The following is an 18,671-nucleotide window of genomic DNA, read 5'->3' as shown; positions in this document are numbered from 1 at the left end:
GCGCTCAGGATAAAGGCGGAACCGCCCATCGCCAAGCCTGACAGGGTGAAATGGCGGCGGTCGATCTGTTGTGGTGACTGTTTCATATCGGCCATGTGAGGATGTTACGCGCAGAATGCCAATCAGGTTTCCCTCACAACTGGGTGAGGACGAGGCCGGTGATCAGCCAAAATGCGGCCCAGACATTAGATTGGAACAGGCTCAGCGCATTGGCATAGTCATCCTTATCCAGCTTTACGACCTGTCGGGCCAAGTGAGCGGCAAATGGTATGATGGCGAGCGCGGTGAATCCGTTCTGGGAAAGGCTGAGGCCGACCGCGATGAGCGTAACACTCAGGCCATAAGTGACGGCAACCCCGCGCTTGACCTGAACGCCAAAACGCCGCGCTGTGCTACGGACTCCGATCATCGCATCGTCTTCGATATCCTGCAGCGCATAGATAGTATCGTAACCCACGGTCCAGCAGGCTAATCCGAGATAGATGAGGCCGATCGTCAGATCGAGACCGCCCGTCTTGATCGCATAGGCGACTAGGACGGCCCAGTTAAAGGTCAGGCCGAGCCAGACTTGCGGCCACCATGTGATCCGTTTCATGAACGGGTAGGCCGCGACCAGCGGCAGAGCGGCCAAGGCAACGATTTTCGCGCCTAGGGGCAAGGCCAGCCAGACGGCGAAACCGATCGCCAGTTGCAACGCCAGCCAGATCCAGGCCTGCTTCACGCTGATACGCCCCGAGGGCAGGGGGCGAGACTGCGTCCGCTCGACCTGTGCGTCGAGATCGCGGTCGACAATATCGTTATAGCTACAGCCCGCGCCGCGCATGGCGATGGCGCCGACGAGAATTAACCCGGCCCAGTAAAGCGGCGAGACAATCAACTGCCAGTCGGGACGGCAAAGCCAGGCCGGAACCAGCAAGCCGATCCATCCCGGCAGGGCCAGGAGCCAGTAGCCGACAGGTCGATCCAGCCGCGAAAGTTGGAGGTATGGCCGGATCGTTTCTGGTGTCCGGTTGACCCAATGCGATCTGGCCGCATCGGCGACCTTCATCGGCGTGTCTCGTAGAGGGCGATCCCGGCGGCTGTCGCCACGTTAAGGCTTTCCGCCTGCCCGGCCACAGGCGCGGATTGCATCGGAATGCGCGCCAGCACATCGCAGTTGCGCGCAACGAGTTCGCGCAGCCCCGGCCCTTCTGCACCCATGACAAGCGCATAGCGGCCCTCGCCTTTCAAGGCTTGCGCCACGGTCGTGTCCGTTTCGCCGGCCAGTCCGACGACCGTATAGCCGAATGTCTGCAGGGTCTTGATAGACTGAGCGATATTGACTTCCAGGCAGACAGGCACGGTTTCGACGCAGCCCACGGCAACCTTGGCCGTCGCTCCCGACAGGGGCGGGGCTTTGCGGGTCTGCATCACCAGTGCAGTGACTCCGAACGCACTGCACAGGCGCAGCATGGCCCCGACATTGTGCGGGTCCGTGATCTGGTCGAGGACTAAAATGACGGCGTCGTCATCCGCATCATCGGCCAGCTGCGACAGGTCGGGCCATTCCAGCGGCGCTGCCTTGACCGCAACACCTTGATGCGCCGCGCCGCGCGGCAGGGCGCTGTCGATATAGTTCATGGCGACAATCTTCAGGTCAGGGCGCCCATCCGCCAGACCGAGTCGTCCTGCGGCCTGTTCCGTCACCATGATCTGATGGATGGTGCGCCTGGGGTTGGCGATCACGGCCTGCACGGCATGCCAGCCCCAGATCCAGCTTGTGCCGCCACCTGATCCGGATCGTCCACCGTTTCCCTTCCGGCCACGGCTGCGATTCGGTCGACGCGGACTGGACAGGCTGGTATGCTGACGCGCCCCTTTCGATTTTCGCGGCTGATCTTTGGACGAGCCGCCGATCATGCCCTTGGACCGGAAAGCGCCTTTTCCCTCTGAGCGGGCGGAATTGCCGGAAGAATCCCCGGAATCGGTGCGTTGACGCCGACCCCGCTTTCCCCCGGTTCTACCTGCGTTTTCGTCCTTGCGCGGACCTTCTTCCATGGTTATATGCCCGCTTCGATCAACATCATGTCTCTGTTCCCGGCGCGGCTAACACGATGGCCCTTTGGGTGACAGAGCGTTTTTTGTTGGAATGAGCACTTTCGCGGTTTTTGCCCTGCGTTCAGGGCGGAAATCCAGATATATCAGGAGTTTCCACCCAGGACGGAAAATTGGCCTAAACAGAAAATTGGGAGGGGTGGCCGAGTGGTTAAAGGCGCCAGACTGTAAATCTGGTCACTATGTGTACGTTGGTTCGAATCCAACCCCCTCCACCACTTTCCGCGAATTTGCCCGGGGTCTGCGCCCCAAAAAACCGCAGCGGGTATAGCACAATGGTAGTGCAGCAGCCTTCCAAGCTGAATATGCGGGTTCGATTCCCGCTACCCGCTCCAGAATACGGATATCACCGCAAGGTGGGTCCGCGATGACAGTAAACCCTTAACGGCCTGATGAGTGGGCCAATTGAGAGGACTAGCCAGATGGCGAAGGAAAAGTTCGAGCGTAACAAGCCGCACGCGAACATTGGCACGATTGGTCACGTTGACCATGGCAAGACGACGCTGACGGCGGCGATCACGAAGTATTTTGGTGACTTCAAGGCGTATGACCAGATTGATGGCGCGCCGGAAGAGAAGGCCCGCGGGATCACGATTTCGACCGCTCACGTGGAATATGAGACGGACAACCGTCACTATGCTCACGTCGACTGTCCGGGTCACGCCGACTACGTCAAGAACATGATTACGGGTGCGGCGCAGATGGACGGCGCGATCCTGGTGGTGAACGCGGCTGACGGCCCGATGCCACAGACGCGCGAGCACATCCTGCTGGCCCGTCAGGTCGGTGTTCCGGCGCTGGTCGTCTATATGAACAAGGTTGACCAGGTCGACGATGAGGAGCTGCTGGAGCTGGTCGAGATGGAAATCCGCGAGCTGCTCTCATCTTATGAGTTCCCGGGCGACGACATTCCCGTCATTGCCGGTTCGGCGCTCGCCGCCATGGAAGGCCGCGATCCTGAGATCGGTGAAGAGTCGATCAAGAAGCTGATGGCTGCCGTCGACGAGTATATCCCGCAGCCTGAGCGCGCGGTCGACCAGCCTTTCCTGATGCCGATCGAGGACGTGTTCTCGATCTCGGGTCGGGGAACGGTTGTGACCGGTCGTGTCGAGCGCGGCGTGATCAATGTCGGTGACGAGATCGAGATCGTCGGTATCCGCGACACGTCCAAGACGACCTGTACCGGTGTCGAGATGTTCCGCAAGCTGCTGGACCGCGGCGAAGCCGGTGACAATATCGGCGCGCTGCTGCGCGGCATCGACCGCGAAGGCGTCGAGCGCGGCCAGGTTCTCTGCAAGCCGGGTTCCGTGACACCGCACAAGAAGTTCGAGGCCGAAGCCTACATCCTGACCAAGGATGAGGGCGGTCGCCACACGCCGTTCTTCAACAATTACCGTCCGCAGTTCTACTTCCGGACGACGGATGTGACCGGTGTCGTGACCCTGAAGTCGGGCACGGAGATGGTCATGCCGGGCGACAATGTGAACGTCGATGTCGAACTGATCGTGCCGATCGCGATGGAAGAGAAGCTGCGCTTCGCCATCCGCGAAGGCGGCCGCACAGTCGGCGCAGGCGTCGTGTCCAAAATCACGGAGTAGGGAGACGTAGGGGTATAGCTCAGTTGGTAGAGCACTGGATTCCAAATCCAGGTGTCGAGGGTTCAAGTCCTTCTGCCCCTGCCATTTTCTAACACATCCGGGCCCGGCAGAACGGGTTCGGGACCGGGCGTCGCGGGGGCTGACAAAGCTTCCGCGTTTCGCCGTTTAAGCAAGGGAACGCCCTGATGGCGAAAGGCAAACAGGCCAATCCAGCCAAGAAGGACGCAGATGTTGCGCCCAAGGTCTCTCCGGCGACCTATCTGGCTCAGGTTCAGCAGGAAGGCCGTAAGGTCGTCTGGCCGACCTGGAAGGAAACGCGTCAGACAACCGTGCTCGTGATGATCATGGTTCTGATCATGGGTCTGTTCTTTTTCCTGGTGGACTTTCTGATTGGCATCGTCGTGCCGTGGGTTCTTAGTTTCGGGAGTGCTTCTTAATGGCCGCACAATGGTACATCGTTCAGGCCTATTCGAATTTCGAAAAGCGCGTGAAAGAAACGCTCGAGCGTGAAGCCGAAGACAAGGGTCTGGCCGATCTCTTCGAGGAAATTCTCGTGCCGACGGAAACGGTCGTGGAGGTGCGCCGGGGCCGCAAGGTCGAGAGTGAGCGCAAGTTTTTCCCGGGCTATGTTCTGGTCAAGGTCGACCTGACGGACGCTGCCTACCATCTGATCGCCAACTCCCCGAAAGTGACGGGATTTCTCGGCGCATCGGGGGCGTCCAAGAAGCCGCGTCCGGTTCCTGAAAAGGAAGTGGCGCGCATTATCGGTAACTCGGAAGACGGCGCTCCGGCACCGCGTCCGATGATCAGTTTCGAGATTGGCGAGACCATCAAGGTTGTCGACGGACCATTTCAGAGCTTTTCGGGCTCTGTTGAGTCGGTCGACGAAGAGGCTGCGCGCCTCAAGGTCCTGATCAATATCTTCGGGCAGGGAACGCCCGTCGAACTCGATTATTCGCAGGTCGAGAAGGAGAGCTAGTCTCGGCGATCTGCAAATCGTGACTGTGGGAGGGGCGGCGAAAGTCCAGCCGTTCCCAGACCACGGTCTCCACACGCGCAAGGGCAATCCTGCTTTTGCGTGAGCGCCAATTGGGGCGCAACCGCTATAGGAGTGGAAAATGGCAAAGAAGATTGACGGCTATATCAAGCTGACGATCCCCGCGGGTTCTGCGAACCCGTCTCCGCCGCTGGGCCCTGCACTGGGTCAACGCGGCGTCAATATTATGGAATTCGCCAAGGCTTTTAACGCTAAGACCGAAGAGCTCGAAAAGGGCATTCCGACGCCGACCATCATCACGGTGTTCGCCGACAAATCGTTCAGCTTCGTCACCAAGACGGCGCCGGCGAGCTACTATCTGAAGAAAGCGGCCGGGAAGACATCCGGGTCGAACAATCCGGGTAGCGAAGTTGGTGGAACGGTAACGCGCGCCCAGTGCCGCGAGATCGCGGAAGCCAAAATGGTCGACCTGTCTGCGAATGACCTGGAGCAGGCCACCAAGATCATCGAGGGCTCTGCCCGTTCGATGGGTTACGAGGTCACGGAGTAGGATCATGGCACAGGGAAAACGTTATAAAGCCGCTCTGGCATCGTTCGACCGCGAGACGGAATACAGCATCAAAGATGCCGTCGATCTGGTGAAGAAAAACGCAACAGCGAAATTCGACGAAACCGTCGAACTTGCTCTCAATCTGGGTGTTGACCCGCGTCACGCCGACCAGATGGTCCGGGGTGTCGCCAATCTGCCGAATGGGACAGGCCGTTCCGTCCGTGTCGCCGTCTTCGCCAAGGATGCGAAAGCGGATGAAGCGCGCGAAGCGGGTGCCGATGTTGTCGGTGCCGAAGATCTGGCCGAGCAGATTCAGAATGGCGACATGCCGTTCGACCGCGTGATCGCCACGCCGGACATGATGCCGCTCGTCGGTCGTCTGGGTAAGGTTCTGGGTCCGAAGGGCCTGATGCCGAACCCGAAAGTCGGTACGGTTACACCGAACGTCGCGCAGGCGGTCAAGGACTCCAAGGGCGGTGCTGTCGAGTATCGTGCCGAGAAGTCAGGCATCGTTCATGCCGGTGTCGGTAAAGCCAGTTTCGATGCTGACAAGCTGGCTGAAAATGTCGGCTTCCTGCTGTCGAAGATCCAGAAAGAGCGTCCGACGGGCGCGAAGGGAACTTTCATTCAGAAGGTTACGCTGAGCTCGACTATGGGCCCCGGCGTCAAGATCGATACGGCGGATATCGCCTAGAAATTTTGGCGAGGCTTTCGCCTCGCCAGATCGTCCGTCGCTCCCTCAACGGGTGGCGGGCACACTGTCCGAGACCGTCGGTGGGTCTGCCAGTTTCTGGTGACCCATAATTCCGGCGCAGGCAGAGCAAAAGCCAGTTCACGTGCCGGGCGACCGGGACAGGGGTTTGGTTCGAGCTTTGGGACAGACAACCGTTCGTTGCCGCGTCCCACCCTGGCTTTTCAGGGACTGAGACGGTGCAGCGGGCACCCCAATGGGCCTTAGGCCCAAACTGTAGGATCACGGCAATGGTGCCGGGATCCGCAACAACGGAGACCGCAAATGGATCGCACTCAAAAAGCGGAAGCCGTCGAAGAGCTGAAAAGCATCTTCGCGGAAGCCGGATCCGTGGTGATGGCTGAATATTCAGGCATGACCGTTGCGGAAATGACGGAACTGCGTGCCAAGCTCAGAGAGCGTGGCGCAACGATCCGCGTTGTAAAGAACCGTCTGGCGAAGATCGCCATGAAGGACCAGCCTTTCGAAGGTGCTGGAGCCATGTTCAAGGGACCCGTGGCAATCGCCTGGGCCGAAGACATGATCAGCGCCCCGAAGGTTGCCGTCGCATTCCAAAAGGAATCCGACGCCTTCAACATCATCGGCGGTTTTATGGGTGATGAAGTGTTTGATTCCTCTGGGATCGACGCTCTGTCGAAACTGCCAAGCCGCGAGGAGTTGATCTCCATGGCCGCACAGCGTCTGCTGAGCCAAGCCACGAACGTCACTTCCGCCCTCATGTCGCCCGCCCGGAGCCTCTCCGGCGCGATCGCGACAATCGAGGAAAAGGCCGCAGCCTGATCTTTACGACATCATTCTCGCAAAACTCGAACCAACCGTTTCGTTTCGAAACACACTAATCAAGGAACTACATCATGGCTGATGTTAAAAAACTCGCAGAAGAGCTGGTCGGTCTGACCATCCTCGAAGCGAAAGAGCTCAACGACATCCTCAAGGATGAATATGGCATCGAGCCGGCAGCAGCAGCTGTCGTCGCCGGTCCTGCTGCTGAAGGCGGCGCTGCCGCTGAAGCCAAGACCGACTTCGATGTCGTCATGACCTCTTTCGGCGGCAACAAGATCGCCGTCATCAAGGAAGTCCGCGCCATCACAGGCCTGGGCCTCAAGGAAGCCAAAGAGCTGGTCGAAAGCGCACCGAAAGCCGTCAAGGAAGGCGCGCCGGAAGCCGAAGCCAACGAGATCAAAGAGAAGCTGGAAGCTGCCGGCGCCTCTGTCGAACTCAAATAGGATTTATCCTGTTTCGTCTGCGGGCTCATCTGATGGGCTCGCAGACACTTCCTGCGGGTTAGGGAAGTCAAATCTCACCCGAACTGGCGTCCGGTCGTCAGTCTAAGCGCAAACCGGACCAATTTTGACCGGCATTCGGGGGCTGCAGCCCTGATTGTCTGGCCGCGACTGAGAAAAGGGTGTCTTTGATGTCACTGACCTTTACCGGCAAGAAACGTATTCGCAAAAGCTTCGGGCGGATTCCCGAAGCTGTCTCCATGCCTAACCTGATCGAGGTGCAGAAAAGCTCCTACGACAACTTCCTCCAGAAAGATATGGACGCGGCCGACCGCGGCAAGGATGAGGGCATTAACGGTGTCTTCAACTCCGTATTCCCCGTGCGCGATTTTTCCGACCGCGCCGTTCTGGAATATGTCTCTTTCGTGTTCGAACCGCCCAAGTTCGACGAAGAGGAATGCCAGCAGCGTGACATCACGTTTGCGGCACCGCTGAAAGTGAAAATGCGTCTGGTCGTCTTCGATATCGATGACGATACTGGCGCGCGCTCCGTCAAGGACATCAAGGAGCAGGACGTCTATATGGGCGATATTCCGCTCATGACCGACAAGGGGACGTTCATCGTGAACGGCACGGAACGCGTGATCGTGTCCCAGATGCACCGTTCGCCCGGCGTCTTCTTCGATCACGACAAGGGCAAGTCCCACAGTTCCGGCAAGTTCCTCTTCTCGGCCCGGATCATTCCTTATCGCGGCTCCTGGCTCGACTTCGAATTCGACCATAAGGATATTCTGTATGCGCGGATCGATCGTCGCCGGAAGCTGCCGGCCACGACTGTGCTCTATGCACTCGGCATGTCGCGCGAAGACATTCTGGAACAGTATTACGATGCGATCGAGTTCAAGCGTGACGCAAAAAAAGGCGGCTGGACACGTGACTTCAATCCGGACGCTTATCGCGGCGGCAAGCTGCAGCGCGATCTGGTCGATGCCGGCACAGGCGAAGTCGTCGCCCCTGCAGGTCGTAAGCTGACCAAGCGGGGTGCGAAGAAGCTCGCCGATGATGGCCTAAAGAAGGTGCTGATTTCGGATATGGAAATGGCCGAACGCTTCGTCGCCGAAGACATCGTCAATATGCAGACGGGTCAGATCTACGCCGAAGCGGGTGATGAGCTGTCCGAAGACGCGATGGAGCAAATCAACGAAGCCGGTGTCGGCGAGATTGCGGTCCTGAACATCGACCACATCAATGTCGGGCCTTATATTCGCAACACGCTGGCTGCGGACAAGAACGATTCGCGCGAAGGTGCGTTGGTCGACATCTACCGGGTCATGCGCCCCGGCGAGCCGCCCACGGCCGAAGCCGCTGAAGATCTGTTTAATTCGCTCTTCTTCGATCAGGAACGTTACGACCTGTCTGCCGTCGGCCGGGTCAAGATGAACCTGCGCATGGATATGGACGCCGACGACGAAGTCCGCGTGCTGCGCAAGGAAGACATTCTGGCGGTCGTCGACACGCTGGTGAAGCTGAAGGACGGTATCGGATCGATTGACGATATCGACAATCTCGGCAATCGCCGCGTCCGCTCCGTTGGTGAGTTGATGCAGAACCAGTACCGGATCGGTCTTCTGCGCATGGAACGTGCGATCAAGGAACGCATGCAATCCGTCGATATCGAAACGGTCATGCCGCATGATTTGATCAACGCCAAACCGGCGGCGGCAGTCGTGCGCGAATTCTTCGGCTCGTCGCAGCTGTCGCAGTTCATGGACCAGACCAACCCGCTGTCAGAGATTACGCATAAGCGTCGTCTCTCGGCGCTTGGCCCTGGCGGTCTGACACGCGAACGTGCCGGCTTCGAAGTGCGCGACGTGCACCCGACCCATTATGGCCGGATCTGCCCGATCGAGACGCCGGAAGGCCCGAATATCGGCCTGATCAACTCGCTCGCCACCCATGCGCGCGTGAACAAGTACGGCTTCATCGAAAGCCCTTACCGCAAGGTTGAGGGTGGTAAGCTCAAGGATAAGGTCGAATATCTCTCCGCCATGGAAGAGGCGCGCTACACGGTGGCGCAGGCCAATGCCAAGGTCACGGATGACGGCATGCTGGTCGATGACTTCGTCATCTGCCGGGCAAACGGCGAAGTTCTGCCTGTCGCGCGCGACGATGTGGACTTCATCGACGTCTCGCCGAAACAGCTGGTCTCAGTTGCCGCCGCGCTCATCCCGTTCCTCGAAAATGACGATGCGAACCGCGCCCTGATGGGGTCGAACATGATGCGTCAGGCCGTTCCGTTGCTAAAGGCCGAAGCGCCTCTGGTCGGGACAGGCATGGAAGGCGTTGTGGCTGTTGACTCAGGTGCGACCGTAACAGCGAAACGCGACGGCATCATCGAGCAGGTCGATGCCAAGCGCATCGTGGTTCGCGCCAATAAGGAAAAGGATCTGTCCAAATCCGGCGTCGACATCTACAACCTGCTGAAATTCCAGCGCTCCAACCAGTCGACCACAATCAATCAGCGTCCGCTGGTGAAGGTCGGCGACGAGATCAAGGCTGGCGATATCATCGCCGATGGTCCGAGCACGGATATGGGTGAGCTGGCGCTCGGCAAGAATGTGCTGGTCGCCTTCATGCCGTGGAATGGCTACAACTTCGAAGACTCGATCCTGATCTCCGAGCGTATCGTGCGTGACGACGTTTACACGTCACTGCATATCGAAGAGTTCTCCGTCATGGCTCGCGATACGAAGCTGGGTCCGGAAGACATTACGCGCGATATCCCGAATGTCGGCGAAGAGAGCCTGCGCAATCTGGATGAGGCCGGGATCGTGGCCGTCGGTGCAGAAGTGCATGCGGGCGACATTCTGGTCGGGAAGGTCACGCCCAAGGGCGAGTCCCCGATGACTCCGGAAGAGAAACTGCTCCGCGCCATCTTTGGTGAGAAAGCATCCGACGTTCGCGACACCTCCCTGAAGCTGCCTCCGGGTGCGTCCGGGACGGTCGTGGAAGTTCGTGTCTTCAACCGTCAGGGCGTCGAAAAAGACGAACGCGCGATGCAGATCGAACGTGAGGAAATCGAAAGCCTTGGCAAGGACCGGGATGACGAGCTCGCGATTCTGGAACGCTCGATCTACGGTAATGTCCGCACGGTTCTGACTGGGAAAACAGCTGTTTCTGGCCCGCGCGGCTTCAAGAAAGGTCCGATCACTGACGAGACGCTGAACGATGTTCCACGTTCCGACTGGTGGCGGATCGGTCTCGACGATGAGAAAGCCATTGGCGAACTCGAAGCCCTGAAGGAGCAGTATGACAGCTCCAAAGCGCGTCTTGATGCGCGTTTCGAGGACAAGGTCGACAAGCTGCAACGCGGCGACGATCTGCCTCCGGGTGTGATGAAGATGGTCAAGGTTTTCGTCGCGGTGAAGCGCAAGCTTCAGCCGGGCGACAAGATGGCCGGACGTCACGGCAACAAGGGTGTCATTTCCAAGATCAACCCGATCGAGGACATGCCCTTCCTGCCGAATGGCAAGGCCGTCGACATCGTTCTGAACCCGCTCGGCGTTCCGTCGCGGATGAATGTCGGTCAAATCTTGGAAACCCACCTCGGTTGGGCCTGTGCTGGCGTCGGCGACATGATTAACGAAGCGCTGGAAGCCTACCGGGAAGACGGCAACATGGCCGGCCTGAAAGAGACGCTGCAGCATGCTTATGGCGACGACGTCACCTTGCCACGCAAGAATGACGAGCTGATCGAGCTGGCCGGCAATCTCGAACGCGGTGTGCCGATTGCGACGCCTGTCTTTGACGGCGCGCGTGAACCGGACATCGTCAAGATGCTGGAAAAGGCCGGGCTGCACAGCTCTGGTCAGGTCACATTGTTCGATGGCCGCACAGGCGATCAGTTCATCCGTCCGGTGACAGTCGGCTACAAGTACCTGCTGAAGCTGCACCACCTCGTGGATGACAAGATCCATGCGCGGAGCATCGGCCCATACTCGCTCGTCACGCAGCAACCGCTGGGTGGTAAGGCGCAGTTCGGTGGCCAGCGCTTCGGTGAGATGGAAGTCTGGGCACTCGAAGCCTACGGCGCCGCCTACACGCTGCAGGAAATGCTGACCGTCAAGTCGGACGATGTGGCGGGGCGGACGAAAGTCTACGAATCCATCGTGCGCGGCGACGACAGTTTCGAAGCGGGCATCCCGGAGAGCTTCAACGTTCTCGTCAAGGAAATCCGCTCGCTCGGCCTGAACGTCGAACTGACGAACGGGTAAGGCCTGTTTCGACCATAATTCCGTCCCCGGCATTTATTGCCGGGGCCTTTCGCGGCCATCGCGCGATATCGATGGAGGTCCCTGCAATAAATGCCGGGAACAGGAATAAAACAAAGGAAGTCCCATGAACCAAGAGGTCATGAACATCTTCAACCCGGCGCAAGAAGGCCCGTCCTTCGACCGGATCCGTATCTCGTTGGCCAGCCCGGAGAAAATCCTGAGCTGGTCCTTTGGCGAGATCAAGAAGCCCGAAACCATCAACTACCGGACCTTCAAGCCCGAAAAGGACGGCCTGTTCTGCGCGCGTATCTTTGGCCCGGTCAAAGACTATGAATGTCTGTGCGGCAAATATAAGCGCATGAAATATAAGGGCGTCGTCTGCGAAAAATGTGGCGTCGAAGTGACTGTGACGCGCGTTCGTCGCGAGCGCATGGGCCATATCGAGCTGGCTGCGCCGGTTGCGCACATCTGGTTCCTGAAGTCGCTGCCGTCGCGCATTGCGACCATGCTGAACATGACGCTGAAGGAAGTGGAGCGCGTGCTCTACTTTGAGAGCTATGTCGTGACCGAACCGGGCCTCACCAGCCTAGATGAGCGTCAGATTCTGTCCGAAGAAGAATATCTCGATGCCCAGGCCGAGTTCGGCGAAGACAGCTTCACCGCCGGGATCGGCGCCGAAGCCGTCCGCGAAATGCTGGGTGGTCTGGATCTCGACGCCGAAATCGAACGCACGCGTTTCGACATGACCGAGACAGGCTCCGAGCTGAAGCTCAAGAAGCTTTCCAAGCGTCTGAAACTGCTAGAAAGTTTCAAGCGTTCTGGCAACCGTCCGGAATGGATGGTGCTGACGATTGTGCCGGTCATTCCGCCGGAACTGCGCCCGCTCGTCCCGCTGGATGGTGGCCGCTTTGCGACGTCCGACCTCAACGATCTCTATCGTCGCGTCATTAACCGCAACAACCGCCTGAAGCGTTTGATCGAGCTGCGTGCGCCCGACATCATCATCCGCAACGAAAAGCGGATGCTCCAAGAGTTGGTCGACGCTCTGTTCGACAATGGTCGTCGTGGTCGGACCATTACGGGCGCGAATAAGCGTCCGCTGAAATCCATGTCCGACATGCTCAAAGGTAAGCAGGGTCGTTTCCGTCAGAACTTGCTCGGCAAGCGCGTCGACTATTCTGGCCGCTCCGTGATCGTGGTCGGTCCCGAATTGAAGCTGCACGAATGCGGTCTTCCCAAGAAGATGGCGCTCGAGCTGTTCAAGCCGTTCATCTATTCGCGTCTGGACGCGAAGGGCCTGTCCGGCACAGTCAAACAGTCCAAGAAGCTGGTCGAGAAGGAACGTCCCGAAATCTGGGATATTCTGGACGAGGTCATTCGCGAGCACCCGGTTCTGCTGAACCGTGCCCCGACTCTGCACCGTCTCGGCATTCAGGCGTTCGAGCCGAAGCTGACGGAAGGCAAGGCCATCCGCCTGCACCCGCTGGTCTGTGCGGCCTTTAATGCCGACTTCGATGGTGACCAGATGGCCGTTCACGTGCCGCTGTCGATCGAAGCGCAGCTGGAAGCCCGCGTGCTGATGATGTCGACCAACAACATCCTGTCGCCCGCCAATGGTCGTCCGATCATCGTGCCGTCGCAGGATATCGTTCTCGGCCTCTATTACATGTCGCTGATGCGTGATGACGAAAAAGGCGAAGGCATGATGTTTGCCGATATCGCCGAAGTCGAGGCCGCGCTGGATAACAAGCTGGTGGCCCTTCATGCCAAGGTCAAAGGCCGGTTCCGCGTCATCGACGAGGACGGAAATGAGAGCTGGGAAGTCGCCGAAACGACTCCGGGACGTCTGAAGCTGGGCGAGTTTCTGCCCAAGCATAAGGACATCCATTACTCCGTCATCAACAAGGAGTTGACGAAAAAGGAGATCGGGAAACTGATCGACATCGTCTATCGCCATGCCGGTCAGAAGGCGACGGTGATCTTTGCCGACAAGATGATGGGTCTGGGATTCGGTGAAGCCTGTAAGGCCGGGATTTCATTCGGCAAGGATGACATGATCATCCCCGACGCCAAATATACGCTTGTCAACGAGACCGAGGCCCTGGTTCAGGACTTCGAACAGCAATATGCTGACGGCCTCATCACCAAGGGCGAGAAGTATAACAAGGTTGTCGATGCCTGGTCGAAATGTACGGACCGTGTCGCCGATGCGATGATGGATGAGGCGTCCAAGCCGCGCAAGATGATCAACTCGATCTTCATGATGTCGGACTCCGGTGCCCGCGGTTCGAAGAACCAGATGAAACAGTTGGCCGGTATGCGAGGCCTGATGGCCAAACCGTCCGGTGAGATTATCGAAACGCCGATTACCGCGAACTTCAAGGAAGGCCTCACGGTGATGGACTACTTCAACTCCACCCACGGGGCCCGGAAGGGTCTTGCGGACACGGCGTTGAAGACGGCCAACTCGGGCTATCTGACGCGTCGTCTGGTCGATGTCGCGCAGGATTGCATCGTGACCGAGCAGGATTGCGGGACCGAGAACGGTATCGAGATCAAGCCGGTCGTTGATGGCGGCGACGTTGTCGTCTCTCTGGGCGAGCGTATTCTGGGCCGTGTCACATCCGAGGATCTTCACGATCCGCGGACAGGCGATCTGCTCTACCCGGCCAACACCTATGTCGATGAAGACATTGCCGCTGCGGTGGACGAATCCGGTGCGATCGATATTCGCGTCCGTTCGCCTCTGACCTGTGAAACCGTGACCGGTATCTGCGCGACCTGTTATGGCCGCGATCTGGCCCGCGGTACGAAAGTCAATATGGGCGAAGCGGTCGGCGTCATTGCGGCGCAGTCGATCGGCGAACCCGGCACGCAGCTGACCATGCGGACCTTCCACATTGGTGGTACGGCGTCCGTGGCCGACAAGTCGGTCATCGAAGCCGTCAATGAAGGCAGCATCAAATATGATGAGGCCGACGTCATCAAGACGGATAATGGTTTCATCGTCAAATCACGCAAGCTCGAATTCGAAGTCGTCAATGCCGATGGCAAGGTACTGGAAATCCACAAGGTGGACTACGGCTCCCGTCTGCCGCTCGATAATGGTGCGATGGTCAATATCGGCACGAAACTGGCCGAGTGGGACCCGTATACTATGCCGATCCTGACGGAAGTCGGCGGCAAGGTGCGTCTGCTCGATCTGGTCGAAGGTGTGTCCGCCAAGGAAGAAACCGACGAAGAAACCGGCATTTCCTCCAAAGTGGTCGTGGACTGGCGCGCCAGCTCCAAATCCGGCGACATTCAGCCTGCGGCTGTGATTGAAGGCGAAAACGGCGAACCGGTCGAACTCGGCGAAAACCGTATTGCGCGCTACATGCTCGCCGTCGGGGCGATCCTGTCCGTCAATGATGGCGACACGGTCAAGCCGGGTGCGGTCCTCGCGCGTATTCCAAAAGGGTCTGCGACCCAGCGGGATATTACCGGTGGTCTGCCGCGTGTGGCGGAACTGTTCGAAGCCCGTCGTCCGAAGGATGATGCCATTATTGCCCAGCGTGACGGCAAGATCGAATTTACGCGCGATTACAAGAACAAGCGCAAGATCTCGATCCTGCCTGAGAATGAAGACGGCGAAACGATCAGCTTCCTTGTCCCCAAAGGCAAGCACATGCTGGTTGCGGATGGCGATATGGTGAAGCGCGGCGATTACATCGTCGACGGCAATCCGGCACCGCACGATATTCTGGCCGTGATGGGTGTTGAAGCTCTGGCTGAATATCTCGTGGACGAAGTGCAAGGCGTTTACCGCCTGCAGGGCGTTCCGATCAACGACAAGCACATCGAAGTGATTGTCCGGCAGATGTTGCAGAAGGTCGAAGTCACCGATCCGGGAGACACCTCCATGATCCGGGCTGAACAGCTCGACAAAGTGGAGTTCAACGAGCGCAATGCGGAGCTTCTGGCGGAGAACAAGAAAGCCCGTCCGGCCACAGCCGAACCTGTGCTTCTGGGGATCACCAAAGCCTCGCTGCAGACCCGCAGCTTCATCTCTGCGGCCTCCTTCCAGGAAACGACGCGCGTCCTCACGGAAGCCTCGGTTCAGGGTAAGGAAGACCTGCTCGAAGGGCTGAAGGAAAATGTGATTGTCGGACGTCTGATCCCGGCGGGTACGGGCGGCAATCTGCGTCGTTACCAGAAACTGGCCAACGACCGCGATACCAAGCTGCTCGAAGAACGGGCTGCCGCCGCGCCGATGGAAGAGTTCCCGGCAGAGCTGGACGGCGACGCCGCAGAATAGGCACTCACATCACGAAACTGTTTGAAAAGCCGCCCCTTGGGGCGGCTTTTTTCGTATAGAGACAAGCCACCACCGAATTGGAGATTTTCATGACCTACGACCTGACCAACAAAACCGCCATCGTCACGGGAGGGTCGCGCGGGATCGGGGCGGCCATTGCGAAACGGTTGGCGGCTGATGGGGCGGATGTCGTGTTGACCTATCATAGCAGCCCGGACGCCGCGAATGATGTCGTTGTCGCGATCGCTGACGCTGGCGGGTCTGCCGAAGCCGTGCAGGCGGATGCGTCCGATCCGGCGTCCGTGTCTAACTATCTCGACGTGGCAGCCGGCAAGGGCGGGATCGATATTCTCGTTCATAATGCCGGCATTGCGCGCATGGCCAAGATTGACGAGGCTGGGCTGGACTTGTTCCGGAAAGTCTACAAGACCAATGTCGACGGCGTTTATGCGGGCACACATGCCGCCATTCCCCACCTGAATGATGGGGCCTCGATCATTGTCATCAGCAGCATCAATTCCCACACATTCCCGATGCCGGGCGCGGCGATCTATGGCTCGTCCAAGGCGGCTGTTTCGGGTCTGGTCAAAGGCTGGGCCCGTGATCTGGGGCGGCGTAATATCCGGGTCAATGCGATCCAGCCCGGACCCATCGACACGGACATGAACCCGTCGGACGGTGACTTTTCAGAGTGGATGCGCAAGATGACGGCGCTGGGCCGCTACGGCAAAGCAGATGAGGTTGCGGCGCTCGCCGCGTTTCTCGCTTCGGATGAGAGCAGCTACATTACGGGTGCAGGCATCGATATTGATGGCGGTATGACCCTCTAGCCGATCACGCCCTGCTTGCGGAGGGTTGCCAAGTCCAGACCCAGGTCGTTGAACACTGTATCCGTATGCTCCCCGGCTTTGGGCGGGCTGTGGCGCAGCCCCACACGCTCGCCGTTCAGAGCGACGGGAAGGGCGGGCAGCTTGGCCATCGTGCCGTCTTCCATCTCCATATTGAGGAGCCCGCCGCTGGCATTCAGGTGCGGATCGTCGAACATGTCTTCGGGCCGACCGATCGGGGCGAAGGGCAAGCCGAGATGTTCGATCCTGTCCATCAATTCGGATTTGGTCAGGGATTTGAAGGCGGCTTCGATCTCGGGCAAGAACCGGTCCTTATGGATGACCCGGTCCCGGTTTTCGGCGAGGTCTGGATCGGCGAGGAGGTGTTCCAGACCGAATGCGTTGCACAGGGTTTTCCATTGTCCGTCACTGACCACGCCGACGAAGACCTGCTCTCCGTCTTTGGTGTCAAACAGTTGGTAAATCGCCCAAGCGGACGTGCGGGCCGGCATGGGTGCGGCGGGCTGCCCCGTGACGGCCATTTGTGCCATATGCTGACCGACCAGAAATACAGTCGTTTCGAACAGCGATGCAGTAACGCGTTTGCCCCTGCCAGACTGTTCGCGCTCATACAGGGCCGCCATCACGCCCATGGCGCCGAACATGCCACCTGTGACGTCTATGACGGACGATCCAGCGCGCAAGGGTCGCCCGGGTGGGCCCGTCATATAGGCGAGGCCGCCCATCATCTGCGTAACTTCGTCCAATGCCGTGCGATGTTCATAGGGACCGTCGAGGAAGCCCTTTTCCGAGCAGTAGATCAGACGGTCATTCCGCGCTGACAAGGCGTCCCAGCCAAAGCCGAGTTTATCCAGCGCGCCCGGCCGGAAATTCTCGATGAAAACATCGGCCCCATCGATCAGGGTCAGAACCGCATCGCGGCCCTGCGGGGACTTCAGGTCGACACAGATGGATCGCTTGTTGCGGTTATACATGGGAAAGTAGCCCGCGCCTGCACCGCGCAAGCGCCGCGTCTTATCGCCGCCGATCGGTTCCACCTTAATTACGTCCGCACCGAGATCGGCGAGCATCATGCCGGCTGCTGGCCCCATCACCATGTGAGAGAATTCGACAACCTTGATGCCATGCAGGGGAAGGGAGCTCATGCAGTTTGCTTTCTGAATTGGGCGGCCACCTCACCGGGTGTGAGGACAGCGACATCGTCCCGGCGACGCAGATCGGACAGAAGCGCGTCCAGCATGGCGATCCGGAAGGGTTGACCCATAATATAGGGCGTCAGCGTGACGCACAGCGACTGACCGCCAAAGCGCTCATGCTCGGAAGCGAGACAGTCGACGGCGTCGAGGAGTTGACGTTTCCAAGCACTTTCAGTCTGCAGACGCGTATGCAGCAGGGTGAAGTCGGACAGCTCATAGATGTTCGGGACCAGCGTTACGCCGGTCGTCGTGGCGACCGGTACGCTGTCATTTTCCCAGTCGAGACAATAGGCTAGTCCGGCTTTGCCGAGACAGTCCAGCGTCCGCGATGATTGGTTCCGCGCCGGACTCATCCAGCCCGTGACGGGCGGCAGCGCGTTCAGCGTCCGTTGGATCAGATCCGCTTCTTCTGACTCGCTCAGTCCCTCATGATGGATGTGATCGGTCGAGACACCGTGGGCAATGATCTCGTGCTGAGAAATATGGTCCATCAAAGGCGGGTAACGCTCTGCGACTTTTGCATTGACCGCGAACCCCGCGCGTGTGTGTCCTAACGCCTCCAGAATGCGGTAGACGCCGACACGATTGCCGTAATCGCGGACGGTATAGTGCCGCAGATCCGGATAGGGCGTCGCCATCGCACCGGGATGTTTGAATGGAACGCCGGACGGGTTGAGCGGAAAGAATTCAAGCGGGACGATGAAAGACAAGGCGACCTTGGCGCCGCTATCCCATTGTATCGGGGTGCGGTCGCGCGACAGCCGCCAGTTATAGAGCGCGTGGTCCTGACCGTGCTGGCGATTGGGATAGGTGAGATAGGAGGCGTCCATCATCTTTCCTCTC

Annotated in this window: 14 protein-coding genes and 3 tRNA genes; 13 read left to right on the top strand and 4 right to left on the bottom strand. The window is 58.9% G+C overall.

Translation table 11 applies throughout. The features are described 5' to 3' along the window. Positions 1-133: 133 nt before the first annotated feature. Together ubiA and AB6B39_RS12625 are read right to left on the bottom strand one after the other, a co-directional pair. The gene (gene ubiA / locus AB6B39_RS12630) at positions 134-1,048 is read right to left on the bottom strand and encodes a 4-hydroxybenzoate octaprenyltransferase (protein ID WP_284373626.1); all 915 of its coding nucleotides are present in this window, start codon (positions 1,046-1,048) and stop codon (positions 134-136) included. Then, positions 1,045-1,899, bottom strand: coding sequence for a TrmH family RNA methyltransferase (locus AB6B39_RS12625; protein ID WP_284373623.1), 855 nt, complete (start codon positions 1,897-1,899; stop codon positions 1,045-1,047). The genes ubiA and AB6B39_RS12625 overlap by 4 nt, the downstream gene beginning before the upstream one ends. 328 nt (positions 1,900-2,227) lie before the next feature. Between AB6B39_RS12625 and AB6B39_RS12620 the strand changes: the two genes are divergently transcribed. The 13 genes from AB6B39_RS12620 to AB6B39_RS12560 all read left to right on the top strand — a co-directional run bounded on the left by AB6B39_RS12620 (position 2,228) and on the right by AB6B39_RS12560 (position 16,614). Continuing rightward, positions 2,228-2,312: transfer RNA gene (locus tag AB6B39_RS12620), tRNA-Tyr, on the top strand. A 43-nt stretch (positions 2,313-2,355) separates the two neighbouring features. Next, a tRNA-Gly gene (locus AB6B39_RS12615) sits at positions 2,356-2,429 on the top strand. Positions 2,430-2,516: 87 nt separating this feature from the next. After that, a complete protein-coding gene (gene tuf / locus AB6B39_RS12610; RefSeq protein ID WP_284374397.1) occupies positions 2,517-3,692 on the top strand; it encodes an elongation factor Tu in 1,176 nt (391 codons plus the stop codon). Between the two features lie 8 nt (positions 3,693-3,700). Further along, positions 3,701-3,776: transfer RNA gene (locus AB6B39_RS12605), tRNA-Trp, on the top strand. Between the two features lie 101 nt (positions 3,777-3,877). Continuing rightward, entirely contained in the window at positions 3,878-4,129 is a 252-nt protein-coding gene (secE, locus tag AB6B39_RS12600) for a preprotein translocase subunit SecE (protein ID WP_284369800.1), read from the top strand. Next, positions 4,129-4,671 (top strand): transcription termination/antitermination protein NusG, encoded by a 543-nt coding sequence (nusG, locus tag AB6B39_RS12595; RefSeq protein WP_284369806.1) that lies wholly within the window; start codon positions 4,129-4,131, stop codon positions 4,669-4,671. Before secE ends, nusG begins: the two co-directional genes overlap by 1 nt. A 139-nt stretch (positions 4,672-4,810) precedes the next feature. Beyond that, complete coding sequence (rplK, locus tag AB6B39_RS12590; RefSeq protein ID WP_284369808.1) at positions 4,811-5,239, top strand: 50S ribosomal protein L11; 429 nt, start codon at positions 4,811-4,813, stop codon at positions 5,237-5,239. A gap of 4 nt (positions 5,240-5,243) precedes the next feature. After that, positions 5,244-5,933, top strand: coding sequence for a 50S ribosomal protein L1 (rplA, locus tag AB6B39_RS12585; protein WP_284369810.1), 690 nt, complete (start codon positions 5,244-5,246; stop codon positions 5,931-5,933). A 321-nt stretch (positions 5,934-6,254) separates the two neighbouring features. Next, a complete protein-coding gene (rplJ, locus tag AB6B39_RS12580; RefSeq protein ID WP_284369812.1) occupies positions 6,255-6,770 on the top strand; it encodes a 50S ribosomal protein L10 in 516 nt (171 codons plus the stop codon). Between the two features lie 74 nt (positions 6,771-6,844). Continuing rightward, entirely contained in the window at positions 6,845-7,216 is a 372-nt protein-coding gene (gene rplL / locus AB6B39_RS12575; protein WP_284369814.1) for a 50S ribosomal protein L7/L12, read from the top strand. Between the two features lie 188 nt (positions 7,217-7,404). Further along, a complete protein-coding gene (rpoB, locus tag AB6B39_RS12570) occupies positions 7,405-11,487 on the top strand; it encodes a DNA-directed RNA polymerase subunit beta (RefSeq protein ID WP_284369817.1) in 4,083 nt (1,360 codons plus the stop codon). A gap of 124 nt (positions 11,488-11,611) precedes the next feature. Next, on the top strand, positions 11,612-15,784 hold the full coding sequence (rpoC, locus tag AB6B39_RS12565) for a DNA-directed RNA polymerase subunit beta' (RefSeq protein ID WP_371398607.1): 4,173 nt from the start codon (positions 11,612-11,614) through the stop codon (positions 15,782-15,784). Between the two features lie 89 nt (positions 15,785-15,873). After that, on the top strand, positions 15,874-16,614 hold the full coding sequence (locus AB6B39_RS12560; protein WP_284369821.1) for an SDR family NAD(P)-dependent oxidoreductase: 741 nt from the start codon (positions 15,874-15,876) through the stop codon (positions 16,612-16,614). On the opposite strand, the gene AB6B39_RS12555 is transcribed toward AB6B39_RS12560, so the two are convergent. Continuing rightward, a complete protein-coding gene (locus tag AB6B39_RS12555) occupies positions 16,611-17,777 on the bottom strand; it encodes a CaiB/BaiF CoA transferase family protein (RefSeq protein WP_284369823.1) in 1,167 nt (388 codons plus the stop codon). The genes AB6B39_RS12560 and AB6B39_RS12555 overlap by 4 nt on opposite strands. Next, on the bottom strand, positions 17,774-18,661 hold the full coding sequence (locus AB6B39_RS12550) for a hypothetical protein (protein WP_284369825.1): 888 nt from the start codon (positions 18,659-18,661) through the stop codon (positions 17,774-17,776). Before AB6B39_RS12550 ends, AB6B39_RS12555 begins: the two co-directional genes overlap by 4 nt. Positions 18,662-18,671 lie beyond the last annotated feature (10 nt).

Origin of the sequence: Algimonas porphyrae (assembly GCF_041429795.1) — a bacterium.
GTDB lineage: Bacteria > Pseudomonadota > Alphaproteobacteria > Caulobacterales > Maricaulaceae > Litorimonas > Litorimonas porphyrae.
This window is presented reverse-complemented; position numbering and strand designations above follow the sequence as displayed.

Coding starts and splice junctions, on each gene's coding strand:
- rpoC (WP_371398607.1), top strand. CDS start 11,612: ATGAACCAAGAGGTCATGAACATCTTCAACCCGGCGCAAGAAGGCCCG.
- AB6B39_RS12625 (WP_284373623.1), bottom strand. CDS start 1,899: ATGATCGGCGGCTCGTCCAAAGATCAGCCGCGAAAATCGAAAGGGGCG.
- rplJ (WP_284369812.1), top strand. CDS start 6,255: ATGGATCGCACTCAAAAAGCGGAAGCCGTCGAAGAGCTGAAAAGCATC.
- nusG (WP_284369806.1), top strand. CDS start 4,129: ATGGCCGCACAATGGTACATCGTTCAGGCCTATTCGAATTTCGAAAAG.
- rplK (WP_284369808.1), top strand. CDS start 4,811: ATGGCAAAGAAGATTGACGGCTATATCAAGCTGACGATCCCCGCGGGT.
- rplA (WP_284369810.1), top strand. CDS start 5,244: ATGGCACAGGGAAAACGTTATAAAGCCGCTCTGGCATCGTTCGACCGC.
- rplL (WP_284369814.1), top strand. CDS start 6,845: ATGGCTGATGTTAAAAAACTCGCAGAAGAGCTGGTCGGTCTGACCATC.
- AB6B39_RS12550 (WP_284369825.1), bottom strand. CDS start 18,661: ATGATGGACGCCTCCTATCTCACCTATCCCAATCGCCAGCACGGTCAG.
- AB6B39_RS12560 (WP_284369821.1), top strand. CDS start 15,874: ATGACCTACGACCTGACCAACAAAACCGCCATCGTCACGGGAGGGTCG.
- AB6B39_RS12555 (WP_284369823.1), bottom strand. CDS start 17,777: ATGAGCTCCCTTCCCCTGCATGGCATCAAGGTTGTCGAATTCTCTCAC.
- ubiA (WP_284373626.1), bottom strand. CDS start 1,048: ATGAAGGTCGCCGATGCGGCCAGATCGCATTGGGTCAACCGGACACCA.
- tuf (WP_284374397.1), top strand. CDS start 2,517: ATGGCGAAGGAAAAGTTCGAGCGTAACAAGCCGCACGCGAACATTGGC.
- rpoB (WP_284369817.1), top strand. CDS start 7,405: ATGTCACTGACCTTTACCGGCAAGAAACGTATTCGCAAAAGCTTCGGG.
- secE (WP_284369800.1), top strand. CDS start 3,878: ATGGCGAAAGGCAAACAGGCCAATCCAGCCAAGAAGGACGCAGATGTT.